Origin of the sequence: Sorangium sp. So ce367 (genome assembly GCF_051520455.1) — a bacterium.
GTDB classification, from domain to species: domain Bacteria; phylum Myxococcota_A; class Polyangia; order Polyangiales; family Polyangiaceae; genus Sorangium; species Sorangium cellulosum_B.
The window spans coordinates 11,281,743-11,295,636 of record NZ_CP150334.1; the positions used below are offsets into that span (position 1 = coordinate 11,281,743).

Annotated in this window: 24 protein-coding genes and 1 pseudogene; 1 reads left to right on the plus strand and 24 read right to left on the minus strand. The window is 66.8% G+C overall.

Going from position 1 to position 13,894, the window contains the following annotated elements:
• Positions 1–60: 60 nt before the first annotated feature.
• The 24 genes and pseudogenes from rplQ to rplV form a co-directional block, all read right to left on the minus strand.
• A complete protein-coding gene (rplQ, locus tag WME97_RS42730) occupies positions 61–579 on the minus strand; it encodes a 50S ribosomal protein L17 (RefSeq protein WP_437546521.1) in 519 nt (172 codons plus the stop codon).
• A gap of 20 nt (positions 580–599) precedes the next feature.
• Positions 600–1,640 (minus strand): DNA-directed RNA polymerase subunit alpha, encoded by a 1,041-nt coding sequence (locus WME97_RS42735; RefSeq protein WP_437546523.1) that lies wholly within the window; start codon positions 1,638–1,640, stop codon positions 600–602.
• A 208-nt stretch (positions 1,641–1,848) separates the two neighbouring features.
• On the minus strand, positions 1,849–2,478 hold the full coding sequence (gene rpsD, locus WME97_RS42740) for a 30S ribosomal protein S4 (RefSeq protein ID WP_437546525.1): 630 nt from the start codon (positions 2,476–2,478) through the stop codon (positions 1,849–1,851).
• 11 nt (positions 2,479–2,489) lie between these two features.
• Complete coding sequence (gene rpsK, locus WME97_RS42745; RefSeq protein ID WP_012240547.1) at positions 2,490–2,900, minus strand: 30S ribosomal protein S11; 411 nt, start codon at positions 2,898–2,900, stop codon at positions 2,490–2,492.
• Between the two features lie 20 nt (positions 2,901–2,920).
• Positions 2,921–3,301 carry a 30S ribosomal protein S13 gene (rpsM, locus tag WME97_RS42750; protein WP_012240548.1) on the minus strand — a complete coding sequence of 127 codons (381 nt, stop codon included), beginning with the start codon at positions 3,299–3,301 and terminating at the stop codon, positions 2,921–2,923.
• A 43-nt stretch (positions 3,302–3,344) separates the two neighbouring features.
• Positions 3,345–3,461: a 50S ribosomal protein L36 gene (gene rpmJ / locus WME97_RS42755; protein WP_012240549.1), complete on the minus strand. Its 117-nt coding sequence runs from the start codon at positions 3,459–3,461 to the stop codon at positions 3,345–3,347.
• A gap of 31 nt (positions 3,462–3,492) precedes the next feature.
• A complete protein-coding gene (gene infA / locus WME97_RS42760) occupies positions 3,493–3,744 on the minus strand; it encodes a translation initiation factor IF-1 (RefSeq protein ID WP_012240550.1) in 252 nt (83 codons plus the stop codon).
• Entirely contained in the window at positions 3,741–4,388 is a 648-nt protein-coding gene (locus WME97_RS42765) for an adenylate kinase (protein WP_437546528.1), read from the minus strand. The genes infA and WME97_RS42765 overlap by 4 nt, the downstream gene beginning before the upstream one ends.
• A gap of 10 nt (positions 4,389–4,398) precedes the next feature.
• Positions 4,399–5,727, minus strand: coding sequence for a preprotein translocase subunit SecY (gene secY, locus WME97_RS42770; RefSeq protein ID WP_437546530.1), 1,329 nt, complete (start codon positions 5,725–5,727; stop codon positions 4,399–4,401).
• Positions 5,728–5,771: 44 nt separating this feature from the next.
• The gene (gene rplO / locus WME97_RS42775; protein ID WP_437546532.1) at positions 5,772–6,263 is read right to left on the minus strand and encodes a 50S ribosomal protein L15; all 492 of its coding nucleotides are present in this window, start codon (positions 6,261–6,263) and stop codon (positions 5,772–5,774) included.
• Positions 6,264–6,313: 50 nt separating this feature from the next.
• A complete protein-coding gene (gene rpmD, locus WME97_RS42780) occupies positions 6,314–6,517 on the minus strand; it encodes a 50S ribosomal protein L30 (protein ID WP_437295775.1) in 204 nt (67 codons plus the stop codon).
• A gap of 134 nt (positions 6,518–6,651) precedes the next feature.
• A pseudogene (rpsE, locus tag WME97_RS42785) lies at positions 6,652–7,131 on the minus strand (30S ribosomal protein S5); the annotation flags it as partial.
• A gap of 79 nt (positions 7,132–7,210) precedes the next feature.
• A complete protein-coding gene (rplR, locus tag WME97_RS42790) occupies positions 7,211–7,570 on the minus strand; it encodes a 50S ribosomal protein L18 (RefSeq protein ID WP_012240556.1) in 360 nt (119 codons plus the stop codon).
• A 47-nt stretch (positions 7,571–7,617) separates the two neighbouring features.
• Positions 7,618–8,235, minus strand: coding sequence for a 50S ribosomal protein L6 (rplF, locus tag WME97_RS42795; protein ID WP_437277607.1), 618 nt, complete (start codon positions 8,233–8,235; stop codon positions 7,618–7,620).
• Positions 8,235–8,630, minus strand: coding sequence for a 30S ribosomal protein S8 (gene rpsH / locus WME97_RS42800; RefSeq protein ID WP_012240558.1), 396 nt, complete (start codon positions 8,628–8,630; stop codon positions 8,235–8,237). The genes rplF and rpsH overlap by 1 nt, the downstream gene beginning before the upstream one ends.
• A gap of 4 nt (positions 8,631–8,634) precedes the next feature.
• Complete coding sequence (locus WME97_RS42805; RefSeq protein ID WP_012240559.1) at positions 8,635–8,820, minus strand: type Z 30S ribosomal protein S14; 186 nt, start codon at positions 8,818–8,820, stop codon at positions 8,635–8,637.
• A gap of 10 nt (positions 8,821–8,830) precedes the next feature.
• Complete coding sequence (rplE, locus tag WME97_RS42810) at positions 8,831–9,556, minus strand: 50S ribosomal protein L5 (protein ID WP_437546534.1); 726 nt, start codon at positions 9,554–9,556, stop codon at positions 8,831–8,833.
• Between the two features lie 2 nt (positions 9,557–9,558).
• Positions 9,559–9,876, minus strand: coding sequence for a 50S ribosomal protein L24 (rplX, locus tag WME97_RS42815; protein WP_272102121.1), 318 nt, complete (start codon positions 9,874–9,876; stop codon positions 9,559–9,561).
• The gene (rplN, locus tag WME97_RS42820) at positions 9,876–10,244 is read right to left on the minus strand and encodes a 50S ribosomal protein L14 (protein ID WP_012240562.1); all 369 of its coding nucleotides are present in this window, start codon (positions 10,242–10,244) and stop codon (positions 9,876–9,878) included. The genes rplX and rplN overlap by 1 nt, the downstream gene beginning before the upstream one ends.
• 4 nt (positions 10,245–10,248) lie before the next feature.
• Complete coding sequence (rpsQ, locus tag WME97_RS42825; protein ID WP_272102908.1) at positions 10,249–10,548, minus strand: 30S ribosomal protein S17; 300 nt, start codon at positions 10,546–10,548, stop codon at positions 10,249–10,251.
• A 53-nt stretch (positions 10,549–10,601) separates the two neighbouring features.
• Positions 10,602–10,805, minus strand: coding sequence for a 50S ribosomal protein L29 (gene rpmC / locus WME97_RS42830; protein WP_437482390.1), 204 nt, complete (start codon positions 10,803–10,805; stop codon positions 10,602–10,604).
• An 8-nt stretch (positions 10,806–10,813) separates the two neighbouring features.
• Complete coding sequence (gene rplP / locus WME97_RS42835) at positions 10,814–11,227, minus strand: 50S ribosomal protein L16 (protein ID WP_012240565.1); 414 nt, start codon at positions 11,225–11,227, stop codon at positions 10,814–10,816.
• Between the two features lie 12 nt (positions 11,228–11,239).
• The gene (gene rpsC, locus WME97_RS42840; RefSeq protein WP_061609597.1) at positions 11,240–11,932 is read right to left on the minus strand and encodes a 30S ribosomal protein S3; all 693 of its coding nucleotides are present in this window, start codon (positions 11,930–11,932) and stop codon (positions 11,240–11,242) included.
• Positions 11,933–11,949: 17 nt separating this feature from the next.
• On the minus strand, positions 11,950–12,288 hold the full coding sequence (gene rplV, locus WME97_RS42845) for a 50S ribosomal protein L22 (RefSeq protein WP_012240567.1): 339 nt from the start codon (positions 12,286–12,288) through the stop codon (positions 11,950–11,952).
• Positions 12,289–12,918: 630 nt separating this feature from the next.
• Here rplV and WME97_RS42850 point away from each other — a divergent pair.
• The gene (locus WME97_RS42850) at positions 12,919–13,638 is read left to right on the plus strand and encodes a hypothetical protein (RefSeq protein WP_437555604.1); all 720 of its coding nucleotides are present in this window, start codon (positions 12,919–12,921) and stop codon (positions 13,636–13,638) included.
• Positions 13,639–13,894 lie beyond the last annotated feature (256 nt).

Sequence of the window (13,894 nt, forward strand, 5' to 3'; positions counted from 1 at the left end):
CTCTCCCGGCGTTCTGTCTGCTGCTGTGCCGGCGCCGCGCGGCGCCGGCCTGGTTCCGGCTCAGCCGGCGGTCGTCGCCGGGGTGGCCGGCTCCGCCGCGGCGACCGGCTCGGCGGCCTGCGCAGGCGCGTCCGCGACCGGCGGCGCGTCGATGAACTCGATGAGGCTCATCTGCGCGCAGTCACCGCGGCGCGGACCGAGCTTGATGATCCGCGTGTAGCCGCCCGGCCGCCCCTCGAAGCGCTTCGAGAGATCGATCATCACCTTCGCGATGATGTCGACCTTCTTGCCGTCGGTCGCGACCCCCCAGCGAGGGATGTAGCTGCCAACAAGCCGCTCGGCGTGGAGCCGGCGCGCTCTGTCGCCGGGGGTGAGCTCCCCGTGCGCGGTGTACGCGACCTTGCCGAGCCGCGTCGCCTTGGTGATGAGCCGCTCGGCAACGCGCCGCAGCTCCTTCGCCTTGGCGTCGGTCGTCTCGATCCGCTCGTGGGTGATCAGGTTCGCCGTCAGGTTGCGAAGCATCGCCCTGCGGCTGGAGGTATCCCGACCAAACTGCCTGCCCGCTTTCTTGTGACGCATGACGTTCCCTCAGTACCGACTCACGCCTGCGCCTGCTGCGCCTTCCAGCGCTCGAGGAGCTGCGGCCAGTTGTCGATCTTCATCCCGAGCGAGAGCCCCATGTTCGCGAGGATCTCTTTGATTTCCTTCAGCGACTTGCGACCGAAGTTCTTGGTCTTGAGCATGTCCTGCTCGGTCCGCTGCACGAGCTCGCCGATGAGCGTGATGTTCGCGTTCTGCAAGCAGTTCGCGGAGCGGACGCTCAGCTCGAGCTCCTCGACGGAGCGGAACAGGTTCTCGTTGAGCGGCTCGTCGTCGCTCATCACCGCCTGGTAGCTCGTCTCCTCGCTCTCCTCGAAGTTGACCCAGATGGAGAGCTGCTCCTTGAGGATCTTCGCGGCGAAGGCGACCGCGTCCGCCGGCGAGACGGACCCGTTGGTCCAGACCTCGAGAGTGAGCTTGTCGTAATCGGTCACCTGCCCGACGCGGGCGTTCTGCACGGTGTAGTTCACCTTGCGGATCGGCGAGAACAGCGCGTCGATCGGGATCGTCCCGATCGGCATGGTCGGCGTCTTGTTGCGCTCGGCGGGCACGTAGCCGCGGCCCACGTTGACCGTGAGCTCCATCGAGAGCGGGCCCTTCTTGTCGAGCACGGCGATGAGGTGGTCGGGGTTGAGCACCGACAGGCCCTCGACCAGCTGGATGTCGCGCGCGTACACGGGCCCGGGCCCCTCGCGATCGATCCGCACCGAGTAGGTCTTCGGGGTGGCCGCCTTGAAGACGACCTCCTTCACGTTGAGGATGATGTCGCTGACGTCCTCGACCACGTCCGGCACGGTGGTGAACTCGTGCAGCGCGCCCTCGATGCGGATGGCCGTCGCGGCCGCCCCCTGGAGGGAGGAGAGCAGCACGCGGCGCAGCGAGTTGCCGATCGTGATCCCGAAGCCGCGCTCCAGGGGCTCACACGTGAACTTGGCGTAGAACTGGGTCCCGCTGTCCGCGTCGATCGAGATGCCCTTGGGCCGGATCAGATCGCGCCAGTTACGGGCGATCATCGTGAGGTTCGGGTTGTTCATCGTCATGGCGATCTCCTTCCTTCATGAGGTTTGCGCGGAGGTCTCACGCCGCGGCCGCACTCGACCGGTCGGCGCCGCCTCCTGCCCGCATCCTAGGCTCCATGCCCCCGCGCGCGAGCGCGGGACGGCGGCGCCGAGGGGAGCCCGCAGCGAGCGAGCGCACCCTGCAAGGTGCGCTCGCGACGCCGCCCTCCTCCGCGCCGCCCTCGCGCGATCAGCGCGAGTAGTACTCGACGACCAGCTGCTCGCGGATCTCCGGCTCGTTGAGATCCTCGCGGATCGGCGCGCCCTTGACCGCACCGGTGAACGCCGCGCGATCCACGTCGATCCAGCTCGCGACCGGCCGCTTGTCCGCGCCGCCGATCGAAGCGAGGACGCTCTTGAACTTGCGCGCCCCCTCGGTGAGCTCGACCCGGTCACCCGCCCGAACGACGTAGCTCGGGATGTCGAGCCGCTTGCCGTTCACGTTCACGTGCCCGTGCCGGACGAGCTGGCGCGCCTCGGCGCGGGACGAGCCGAAGCCCATCCGGTGCACCACGTTGTCGAGCCGCCGCTCCAGCAGCCCGAGCATCTCCTCGCCCGTCCGGCCCTTGCGCCGGTTAGCCTCCTGGAAATACCCGCTGAACTGCCGCTCGAGCACGCCGTAGATGCGACGCACCTTTTGCTTCTCGCGCAGGCGCACCGCGTACTCGCTCAGCTTGATGCGCCCCTGGCCGTGCTGGCCCGGGGGATACGGGCGCCGGGTGTACGCGCACTTCTCGGAGTAGCACCGCTCGCCCTTGAGGTAGAGCTTCATCCCCTCGCGGCGGCAGAGCTTGCAGACCGGACCAATGTAGCGAGCCATCGTGAATTACCTCAAACCCTGCGCCGCTTGGGCGGCCGGCAACCGTTGTGGGGGATCGGCGTGACGTCGCGGATCAGCGTCACCTTGAAGCCAGCGGTCTGGAGCGCACGGAGCGCGCTCTCGCGCCCGGCCCCCGGCCCCTTCACGAACACGGCGACCGAACGCATCCCGTGCTCCTGCGCCCGGCGCGCCGCCTCTTCCGCCGCGAGCTGCGCGGCGAACGGCGTCGACTTGCGCGATCCCTTGAAGCCGCGAGCGCCAGCGGACGACCACGCAATCGCGTTGCCGTTGATGTCCGTGATCGTCACGACCGTGTTGTTGAAGGTCGACTGAATGTGCGCGATACCCGCGGAGACATTCTTCTTGACCTTCTTCTTCTGCTTGGCCTTCGTGGTAGTGGCAGCCGTCTTCGCTTGCGCCATGGCGTCCTAATCCCCGCTCGTCACTTGGTCGCGGCAGGACGCCGCTGCAACATGCCCTTGCGCGGTCCCTTCCGGGTGCGCGCGTTCGTATGCGTCCTCTGCCCGTTCGCCGGGAGCCCGCGCCGGTGGCGGAGCCCTCGGTAGCAGCCGAGGTCCATGAGCCGCTTGATGTTGAGCTGCACCTCGCGCCGCAGGTCGCCCTCGACCTTGTACTCGGCGTCCAGGAGGTCGCGGATCGCCTTCACCTCAGCGTCGCTGAGCTCCTCGACCCGCTTGTTCTGCGGAATGTTGGTCTTCTCGCAGATTTGCAAGGCGAGGGTCCGCCCGATGCCGAACAGGTACGGCAGGGCGTAGGCGACATGCTTCCGACGCGGGAGATCGACACCAGCGATACGAGCCATGGTTACTCCAAACCGAAACGAGGGCGGGCTTCCGCCGAAAGAGCTAGTTCCCCTGGCGCTGCTTGTGGCGGGGGTTCTCGCAGATGATCCGAACGACACCACGCCGCCGGACCACCTTGCACTTGTCGCAGATCTTCTTGACGCTCGGGCGCACCTTCACGGGGAGCCTCCAGATTCCTCAAAAAACTACGTTACTTATGCCGGTACGTGATCCGGCCTCGGCTCGGGTCATACGGCGAGACCTCGACGGTCACGCGGTCGCCCGGCAGGATCTTGATGTAGTACTGCCGCATCCGGCCGCTGATGGTCGCGAGGACGCCGAGGCCGTTGTCCGCCTTCACGCGAAACATGGCGTTCGGCAGGGCCTCTTGAACCACGCCGTCGAACTCGAGCTTGTCGCCCTTCGGTTCCTTCGGCGGTCTGGTCTGATTCTTACGCCTCATTCTCCACCCGAGCCCGGCCGGCCAATGGCCGACAGCACCCTGTGCGTAACTTCTTCAGGCTTCCCGACTCCATCGACGCGATGCAGCAGCTTCTTCTGCTCGTAGAACGGAAGAAGGGCGGCCGTCATCGCCTCGTAGGCGTCGAGACGCTTTGCAACAGCCTCGGGCCGATCATCGGCCCGATGCTCTAGCTCCGCACCGGGGGGCGGCGGATTATAGACGAGATGATATATCTGTCCACTGCGTTTGTCAGTTCGGCGATGGATCAGCCGTTCCTCGAGCAGGGGACGCGCCACGTCCAGCTGGATCACCGCATCAATCCGCTTGCCGCCCTGGTTGGCGCTGGCGAGCAGCTCGTCGAGCGCGTCCGCCTGAGGCACGGTCCTGGGAAATCCGTCCAGCAGGAAGCCAGCGTCGCAGTCGGGCTCGACCGTCCTGCGCGCGATGAGGCCGATGACGGCCTCATCCGGCAGGAGTCCGCCAGAGTCCATGATGTCCAGATAGCGCTTCTCCAAGGTCCCCGACCGCTTTGCCTCGCGCAGCATGTCGCCGGTCGAGATTTGCGGGATGCCGAAGCGTGCGCACAGCAGCTTCGCCTGCGTACCCTTCCCAGCTCCAGGAGGCCCCACCAGAACCAAGATCATTTGCCCTCCATCACGCTTCCGGGAGCCTGCGGCCCCGGATGCGGGTGGCACCGGGGCCCGTCAGCCCCTCGTAGCTCCGCGTGATCAGGTGCGCCTCCAGCTGGTTCACGGTGTCGAGCGCGACGCCGACGACGATCATGAGCGACGTGCCTCCGAAGCCGAAGGGGACACGCAGCAGGTTGCCGACGATCGAGGGCACCACGCACACCGCGGCGACATAGAGCGCGCCGCCCACGGTGATCCGCTGGATCACGCGGTGAATGTAGTCCGCCGTCTGCTTGCCTGGCCTGATCCCGGGGATATTTGCCTGTTGCTTCTTCAGGTTCTCCGCGACGTCCACCGGCTGGAACGTGACGTTCGTGTAGAAGAAGCAGAAGAAGATGATGAGCAGCGCGTAGCCGGTGTTGAAGACCCAGTCCCCTCGGTTGATGATCGCCTGAATCTGCTCGGCCCCGGGGACGTTCATGTTCGCGAGCGTCTGCGGGAACATCAGCAGCGACGACGCGAAGATGGGGGGGATGGTCCCGGACGTGTTCACCTTCAGCGGCAGGTGCGCCGTCTGCCCGCCGTAGACGCGGCGACCGACCTGGCGCCGCGAGTACACGATCGGGATCTGACGCCTGCCGTTCTCGAAGAACGCGATGACGGCGATGACGAACACGATGAACGCGACGATCGCGGCCATCGTCAGGGGCTGGAGATCGCCGGCGTTCTGGGCGAAGTAGTTGCCGACCTCCTCCGGGATGCGCGTGACGATGCTCGCGAAGATCAGGAGCGAGACGCCGTTCGAGACGCCGCGCTCCGTGATCTGCTCGCCGATCCACATCAGGAACGCGGTCCCGGTCGTCAGCGTGATGACCGTCATCAACTGAAAGCCGATGCCGGGGTGGTTCACGATCCCGGCCCCGGTCTCGCTGCTCGACAGGCCCTCGAGCATCTTCGCGATCGAGAAGGCCTGGAACAGCGAGAGCGCGACCGTGCCGTACCGCGTGTACTGATCGATCCGCCGGCGACCCTGCTCGCCCTCTTTCCGCAGCTCGTCGATGGGCTTGTAGACCATGCCCATGAGCTGCATGATGATCGAGGCCGAGATGTACGGCATGATCCCGAGCGCGAAGATCGACAGGTTCTCCAGCGCGCCGCCCGAGAACATGTTGAAGAAGCTCAGGAGCCCGCCGGACTGCTTCGCGACGTACTGCCGCATCGCGTTCCGGTCGACGCCGGGCGTCGTCACGAAGACGCCGACCCGGTAGACCGCGAGCATCACCAGGGTGAAGATCACGCGTCGCCGGAGCTCGGGGATCTTGTGGAAGTTGGTGATTCCCGCGAGGCTGGCCATAGGCGATCCTGGACTCCGGCTTGGTGGGTGCGCGTGCGCGCTGACTACGAGGACGAGGAGTCCGTCGAGCTGCCCTGGGGTGCAGGCGCCGCGAGCACGACCGCCTTGCCCCCCGCCTTCTCGATCTTCTCGACCGCTCCCTTGGAGAAGCGGTGCGCCGTCACCGTGAGCTTCTTCGTGAGCTCACCGTCGCCGAGGATCTTCAGCACGTCGAACCGCCCCTGCACGAGGCGGCGCTCGTGGAGCGCGATCAGATCGACCTGGGCGCCATTGTCGAACGCCTCGAGGTCGCCGACGTTGACGTTGACGACGATGTCCGCGAGCGGGTTGCGGAAGCCACGCTTCGGGAGGCGACGCTGGATCGGCGTCTGCCCGCCCTGAAAGTGCTTCTTGTTGATGTTGCCGCCGGCCCGCGCCTTCTGCCCTTTTTGTCCGCGGCCAGACGTCTTGCCGACGCCCGACCCCACGCCACGGCCAACGCGGAGCCTCTTGGTTACGGCGCCCTCAGGGGCTTGGAGCTTAGAAAGAATGTCCATGTTTCACACTTCCGTACGCGGCGACTCCGCTGGAATGACGATCTCGCTTCTCAGGCCTTCGACGAGGTCGCTCCGTCGGCGACCTCCTCGACCTCGACGAGGTGGAGGACCTTCTTCACCATGCCACGGAACGAGGGCGTGTTCGCGACGACCACCACGGACCCCGGCCCACGCAGGCCGAGCCCCTTGATGATCTTGCGGGTGTGCTCGACCTGGCCGATGTTGCTGGCCTTCTGACGTACCCGGAGCTTCACTGCGAGCCTCCTTCACCGCCGCCGCTCGGTGCGCCACCGCCGCCGCCCGGCTTCCCGGGGGGCGGCGCCACGCTCGCGCGCCGTCGACCCGCGGTGTTCGTGCTACCGCGGCGCTGGTAGTCGAGCGAGTCGAGCTGCATCGACCGCTTCCCGGCGACGCTCTCCGGGCTCTTCAGCCCACGGAGCGCCGCGACGGTCGCGTGCACGACGTTGTGCGGGTTGCTCGTGCCGAGCGACTTCGACAGCACGTCGTGGATCCCCGCCGACTCGACGACGGCGCGCACCGCGCCGCCGGCGATGACGCCCGTCCCAGGGCTGGCCGGCTTCAGCAGGACCTTGCCCGCCCCGACGTGGCCGAACGAGTCGTGCGGGATGGTCACGCCGTCCAGGGGAATGCGGAACAGGTTCTTGCGAGCCTGATCGTTCCCCTTGCGAATGGCCTCCGGCACCTCGTTCGCCTTGCCCAGGCCGATGCCCACGTGCCCCGCTTCGTCGCCCACCACGACCAGCGCCGAGAAGCTGAAGCGCCGGCCGCCCTTGACGACCTTGGCGACGCGGTTGATGTGGATGACTCGCTCTTTCAGCTTCTCTTCGTCGACATGATCGAACGCCATAACCGTCCTCTATCACGTTCTCCGCCGCGGCAGTTGACCGCGCCCGCCGCCCTCACCATCAGGGCAGCGGCTGTGGGAGTCAGAAATCGAGACCTGCCTCGCGCGCCGCCTGGGCGAGGGCGCTGACGCGCCCATGATACAGATAGCCGTTGCGGTCGAAGACGACCTTGTCGATCTGCCTCTCCTTGCAGATCCTCGCGATTAGAGCCCCGACCTTCTTCGCCGCCTCGACCTTGTTGTCCTCGTCGAGGGAGCCCTTGAGGTCCTTCGACAGCGTCGAAGCGTGGGCGAGGGTCTTGCCGCTCACGTCGTCGATGACCTGCGCGTAAATGTGCTTCGAGCTGCGGAAGACGCTGAGGCGCGGGCGCTCCGGCGTCCCCTCGACCTTCTTGCGGATACGGAGCTTCCGGCGCTCCCGACCGACGATTTTCATGCCCATGACCGTCTCGTCCCTCGGTGCAGCGGCGTACACGCCGCCGCTCGCCTTTACTTCTTGCCGCCCTTGCCGGCCTTGCCAGCCTTCTCCCGCACGCGCTCGCCGCGGTAACGGACGCCCTTGCCGCCGTACGGCTCCGGCGGCCTGAAGCCACGGATCGTCGCGGCCGTCTGCCCGATGAGCTCCTTGTCCGCGCCCGTCAGGACCAGGACGGTGCCCTTCGAGTCCGCCGGGATCGTCGCCGTGAGCCCCGTGGGCACCGGGAAGGTCACCGGGTGGGAGAAGCCGAGGGCGAAGTTCAGCGTCGTGCCCTTGAGCTCGACGCGATAGCCGGTCCCCTTGAGCTCGAGCGTCCGCTCGTAGCCCTCGGCGACGCCCTTCACCATCGCGGCCACGAGCGCCCGCGTGAGGCCCTGGAGGCGCGACCCGTCGCGCCCCGGCGCCACCGAGCTCACGTGCAGCTTGCTGCCCTCGAGCTTGATGTCCACCTTGTCGGTGATCGCGCGGGAGAGCTGGCCCTTCGGGCCCTTGACGTCGATCTTCCGGCCGTTGACGGTCGCGGTGACCCCCTTCGGCAGGTCGATCGGGCGCTTGCCAACGCGCGACGTCTTCGGAGCGAGCCGGCTGTCACCGTTCGCGGGCTGGGCTGCGTTCGCCTGAGCTTCCATCACCACACCTCGCAGATCAGCTCGCCACCCATCTTGAGGCGGCGCGCATCCCTGTCGCTCATGAGCCCGCGGGACGTGCTCAGGATCGAGATCCCGAGCCCGCTGAACACGCGCGGGATCCTGTCGTGACGCACGTACACGCGGCGCCCGGGGCGGGAGACGCGGCGCACGCCGTCGATCGCGCTCTGTCGATCGCGCCCGTACTTCAGCACGATCGTGAGCTTCTTGGGACCCTCGCCCTCGGTCTCGCGCACGTCGGCGATGAAGCCCTCGGACTTGAGGATCTCCGCGACCGCGGCCTTGATGCGGCTCGCGGGGACCTCGGTCCGGTCGTGCCGCGCGAGCGCCGCGTTGCGAATGCGGGTCAGCATGTCGGCGATGGGATCGGTCATCATAGAATCACCAGCTGGCCTTGATCACACCAGGGAGCTCACCACGGAGCGCGAACAACCGAAGGCAGACGCGGCAGAGCTCGAAGTCGCGGTAGTAAGCGCGCGCGCGCCCGCACACCTTGCAACGGTTCTTGTGCCGCGTAGAAAACTTCGGCGGACGGTTCAGCTTCGCAAACTCTTTTGCACGGGCCATCGAAAATCCCTCAATGCCGGAACGGGATGCCAAGCTCGGTCAGGAGCGCGCGTCCTTCTTCGTCCGTCTTCGCCGTGGTCACGAACGAGATGTTGAGCCCCTTCACGACATCGATCTTGTCGTAGTCGATCTCGGGGAAGATGATCTGCTCGCGCAGGCCCATCGTGAAGTTACCCTTGCCGTCGAACCCCTTCGGGCTCACGCCCTTGAAGTCGCGAACACGCGGGAGAGAGAACGCGATCAGGCGATCCACGAACTCCCACATCCGCTCGGCACGCAGGGTCACCATCACCCCGATGGGCAGGTTCTCGCGCAGCTTGAAGGTCGCGATCGACTTCCGGGCCCGGGTCACCACCGGCTTCTGGCCGGAGATCGCCCGCATGTCCTCGACGGCGGAGTCGATGATCTTCGGGTTCTGCACCGCAGCGCCGAGCCCCATGTTGATGACCACCTTCTGCAGGCGGGGCACCATCATCGGGTTCTTGTAGCCGAACTTCTTCGCAAGCGCGGCCGTCACGCTCTTCCTGTAGTGCGTGCGGAGCCGCGGCGCGTAGTTCGGGTCGCGCGGGCGCTCCTCGGTCGGCCCGGAGGCCTCTGCCTCGGCGCCCTTGGCCTTCGCGCCCTTGGCTTCCTTGCTCTTGGCGGGCGCCTGCGGCTTGGCCTGCTGCGACTTGGGCTTGTCCTTGCCCTTGCCGGCGTCCTTGGCCGCCTTGTCCTTGTCCTTCTTGTCCGCCATGGCTAGCCCACACCGATCGCGCTGCCGCTCTTGCCGACGCGCGTCTTCTTGCCGTCCTCACCGACGCGGACCTTCACGCGCGTCGGCTTGCCCGTCGCCGGATCGACCGGCATGACATTCGAGGCGTGAATCGGCGCCTCCTTGGTGATCTTCCCACCCTCCTGGTTGCGAGGCGTGGGCCGCTGGTGGCGGGTCACCGTGTTCAGGCCTTCCACGACCACGCGATCCTCGTCAGCGAGGATCTTGGTGATCCGGCCCTGCTTCCCCTCCTCCTTGCCGCTGATGACCTGCACGAGGTCACCGACCCTGAGGCGCTTCATCAGAGGACCTCCGGAGCGAGAGAGATGATCTTCATGAACTTCTTCGCGCGGAGCTCACGAGCGACCGGCCCGAAGATACGGGTACCGATCGGCTCCTTCTCCTTGTTGATGAGGACCGCGCTGTTCCCGTCGAACTTGATGTAGCTGCCGTCCGAGCGCTGGTACTCCCGGGCGGTGCGGACGACGACGGCGCGCGCCGTCTCGCCCTTCTTCACCTTGGTGCCCGGCAACGCCTCCTTGATCGAGACGACGATGACGTCGCCGAGGGCGGCGTACTTGCGGCGCGAGCCGCCGAGCACCTTGATGCACTTCACGATTCGGGCGCCGGAGTTGTCCGCGACCTCGAGATGCGTCGACACCTGGATCATGGCGCTACTCCTCCACCGGGCGGGCAACGAGCTTGGTCACGAGCCACCGCTTGTCGCGGGAGATCGGCCTGTGCTCCGTGATCTCGACGCGATCGCCCACCTTGTACTGGTTCGTCTCGTCGTGCGCCTTGTAGCGCTCCCGCTGACGGACGTACTTCTTGTACACAGGGTCGAGCGCGTTCCGGATGACCTCGACGGTGACCGTCTTGTTCATCTTGTCGCTGGTCACCTTGCCGACCAGCTTGCGCCGGAAGCCGTGCGCCTTCGCCTCGGTCTCGGCCTGCGCAGGCGCCGCGGCTGCCAGCTCGGGCGCCGCAGCGGCCGGCTGCTGGGTCTCTGCCTTCTTCTTCGCCATGGCTACGCCTTCTCCTCGGCACGCGTGCGCTGCGTGAGGATCGTCTTCACCCGCGCGAGATCCCGCTTCGCCTTGCGGATCGTCGCCGTGTCGTTCAGCCGATTCGTGAAATTCTTGAACCGCGCCTCGAACAGGCCCGCCGCCAGAGACTTCTCGAGCTCGCGCAGGTGCTCGGTGGTGCGTTCACGCAAATCCTTCGCCTTCATCGCCTACCTCACGTCAGCCCGCGGGCGAGGAACTTGCACTGCATCGGGAGCTTGTGCGATGCGAGGCGGAACGCCTCCTTCGCAGTCTCCTCGCTCACGCCGCTGATCTCGTACATCACGCGGCCCGGCTGCACGAGCGCGCACCACTCCTCGGGCGCGCCCTTGCCCCCACCCATGCGGACCTCGAGCGGCTTCTTCGTCACCGGGCGGTCCGGGAAGATGCGGATCCAGAGCTTGCCCGCGCGCTTCACGTGCCGCTGGATCGCCATACGAGCCGCCTCGATCTGCCGCGAGGTGACGCGGGCAGGCTCGACGCACTGGAGCGCAAAGTCGCCGAAGGAGACGTCGCTGCCCGTCATGGCGAGGCCGCGGTTGTTCCCCTTCTGCATCTTGCGGAACTTGGTTCGCTTCGGAGACAGCATTCTGCAATCCCTCTACTGGATCCGGCGCGCCTTACGCTGCAGGACCTCGCCCTTGAACATCCAGACCTTCACGCCGATGATGCCGACCTTCGTCTTCGCCTCGGCCAGGCCGAACTCGATGTCGGCGCGGAGCGTGTGCAGCGGCACCCGGCCCTCGCGGTAGGTCTCGACGCGGCTCATCTCGCTGCCACCGAGCCTGCCGGCGCAGCGCACGCGGATGCCCTTCGCGCCGAACTTCATCGCGGTGGCGACCGCCTTCTTCATCGCCCGGCGGAACGCAATCCGGCGCTCGAGCTGCGTCGCGATGTTCTCGGCGACGAGCTGCGCGTTGGTCTCGGCCTTCCGGACCTCCTGCACGTCGATGAACACCTCGTTGTCGGTGAACGACGACACGCCGGGGAAGAGCGTCTCACCCTTCGACGCGGTGCCGACGTTCCCGCTCTTCAGCGTCTCGATGCCCTTGCCGCCCTTGCCGATCACCATGCCGGGGCGGGCGGTGAAGACGATCACCTTCGCGCGGTTGGCGGCGCGCTCGATCTCCACGCCGGCGATGTTGGCGTTGTAGAGGTACTGCTTGATCGCGCGCTTGATGCGGATGTCCTGGTGGAGCCACTTCTGATACGCAGCGCCGTCCTCGTACCACTTGCTGCTCCACGTCTTGATGACACCGACGCGGAAGCCATACGGATGGGTCTTTTGTCCCATATCGGCAGGTCCTCTACTTACTTTCTCTCGTCGACTTCGATGACGATGTGCGACACGCCCTTGGTGATCCGGGTCGCACGGCCCATCGCGCGCGGCCGCCAGCGGCGGTTGAACTTGTTCGGCCCCTTGTCGACGGTGGCCTTGCTGATGAAGAGCGCGTCGATGTCGGCGCCCGCCTGCTGGGCGTTCGCGACCGCGCTCTCGATGATCTTCCGCAGGACGGGGGCTCCGCTCTTCTGCGTGAACGAGAGCAGCTGGATCGCCTCGTCCGCGTCGCGACCTCGAACGAGATCGGCGATCATGCGAGCCTTGCGCGGGGCGATCCGCGAAAACATCGCACTGGCTTTGCTTACCATTCGAGACACCTCGCGACACCGGCGGGCGGAGTGACTCCGTACCGGGTTTCGGTTCACTGCGAACCGGTTGCACCGTCGTACGCTTCCGGTCCCAGCCCGACGTCCTTCGACGTGGGCCCCCTTCGCGTCACCGGGGGGGTTCCCGCGGCGGCCGAAGGGGCGGAGCTGGGATCGAAGCGCCGTTACGGCTCTTCTACTGGGAGACCGGGAGGACACCCGATCGCCCGGGAAAACGGAGCGCGGTGATTACCAGCGGGAGGGGCGGTACGCAAGCGCGATCCTTCCGCTCCCTTTCAGTTTGTTTCGCGCGTCCCCGCGGGCTGAGCAGCTTTTCAGATCCTCCTGAACGGACGTCGGGGGGCTCCGGGCATGCCGAGCCCGGTGCCCGGGCAGACGGACGGACGAACACGAGGCCGAAATCTGTTCTTGACACTGACGAAATGCAGCTGAAACAAGCTGTCGACGGCGGCCTGAGCCGTCGACGGCGGAGGTGCACCCCCGGAGCGTCGACGTCGGACGGCTGGACCAGGCCGAAGAGCAGGATTGCGAGGGGAATAGGGGAGCCCCAGGTTCAGTCGAACGCACCAGGCCGTGGAACTCTTCCCTGACATTGTAGGAGGCAACGTGACCATGCTTGCTCGCCATCGCCATTCTTTCCTCGCGCTTACCTTCATCTTGCCCGCCATCTACACCGGCTGCGTCGTGACCACGGAGGACACCGACAACGAGGTGGACCAGACGGTCGGCCCCGGCGTCACCCACGGGTCCACGAGCAGCGGCGGCGACGGCGGCGACGGCGGCCAGGGCGGCACCGGCGGCGACGGCGGCACCGGCGGCACCGGCGGCACCGGCGGCCAGGGCGGCACCGGCGGCAGCGACGCCTGCATCGAGGCGTCCGACGGCAACCTCACGGTCGCGGCCTGCGACGAGCTCAACATCTCGCCTGCGCAGGGGGCGACGAGCCAGTGCGGCGCGAACCGCGACGAGGACCCGATCGGCTACGGGCTCTGCAAGCACGGCTTCGCCGTCTTCTCCTCGGGTCACGCCGCGGACCTCGTGGACTGCCTGAGCGACATCGGCGTGGAGCGGGCGTGCGATGTGGATCCCGTTCAAGCGTGCATGAACCGCACGTACGCCAACGCGTGCCCGCACCAGGCCGACGAGATCTGCGACACCATCTCCGACTTCTGCGACGCCGGCACGTTCGACACCGCCAAGTGCGCGGCTCAGATGAACCCCCTCAACCGAGATGCAGCGGACGATCTCGTCGCGTGCATGAACGACAACCCGAATGTCTCCTGCCAGGAGGCTTACGACGCATGCTACGAGGAGATCATGGCCTTCGACTGACCCGGCCGCCGCCACGGGTGCACGGCCTGCGCGCCCACCGTGCGCGCTCTGCTCTCGCCGTTCTTTTCCCCTGGCATTCGACGCACACCAGATGACCTCTGGGCCTCTCACCAGCCCACACCCACCTTAGCGCCCCGGCGCGCGCACCCTCTCATGTAGGCCGGTTCGGGGAGCCCCCGAGCGCGGTATTCGGTTGCAAAAAAGATCGCGGGAAGGGATCCTCGGCTCCTCCGTGGCCAAGGACCCCTCCCGCCCG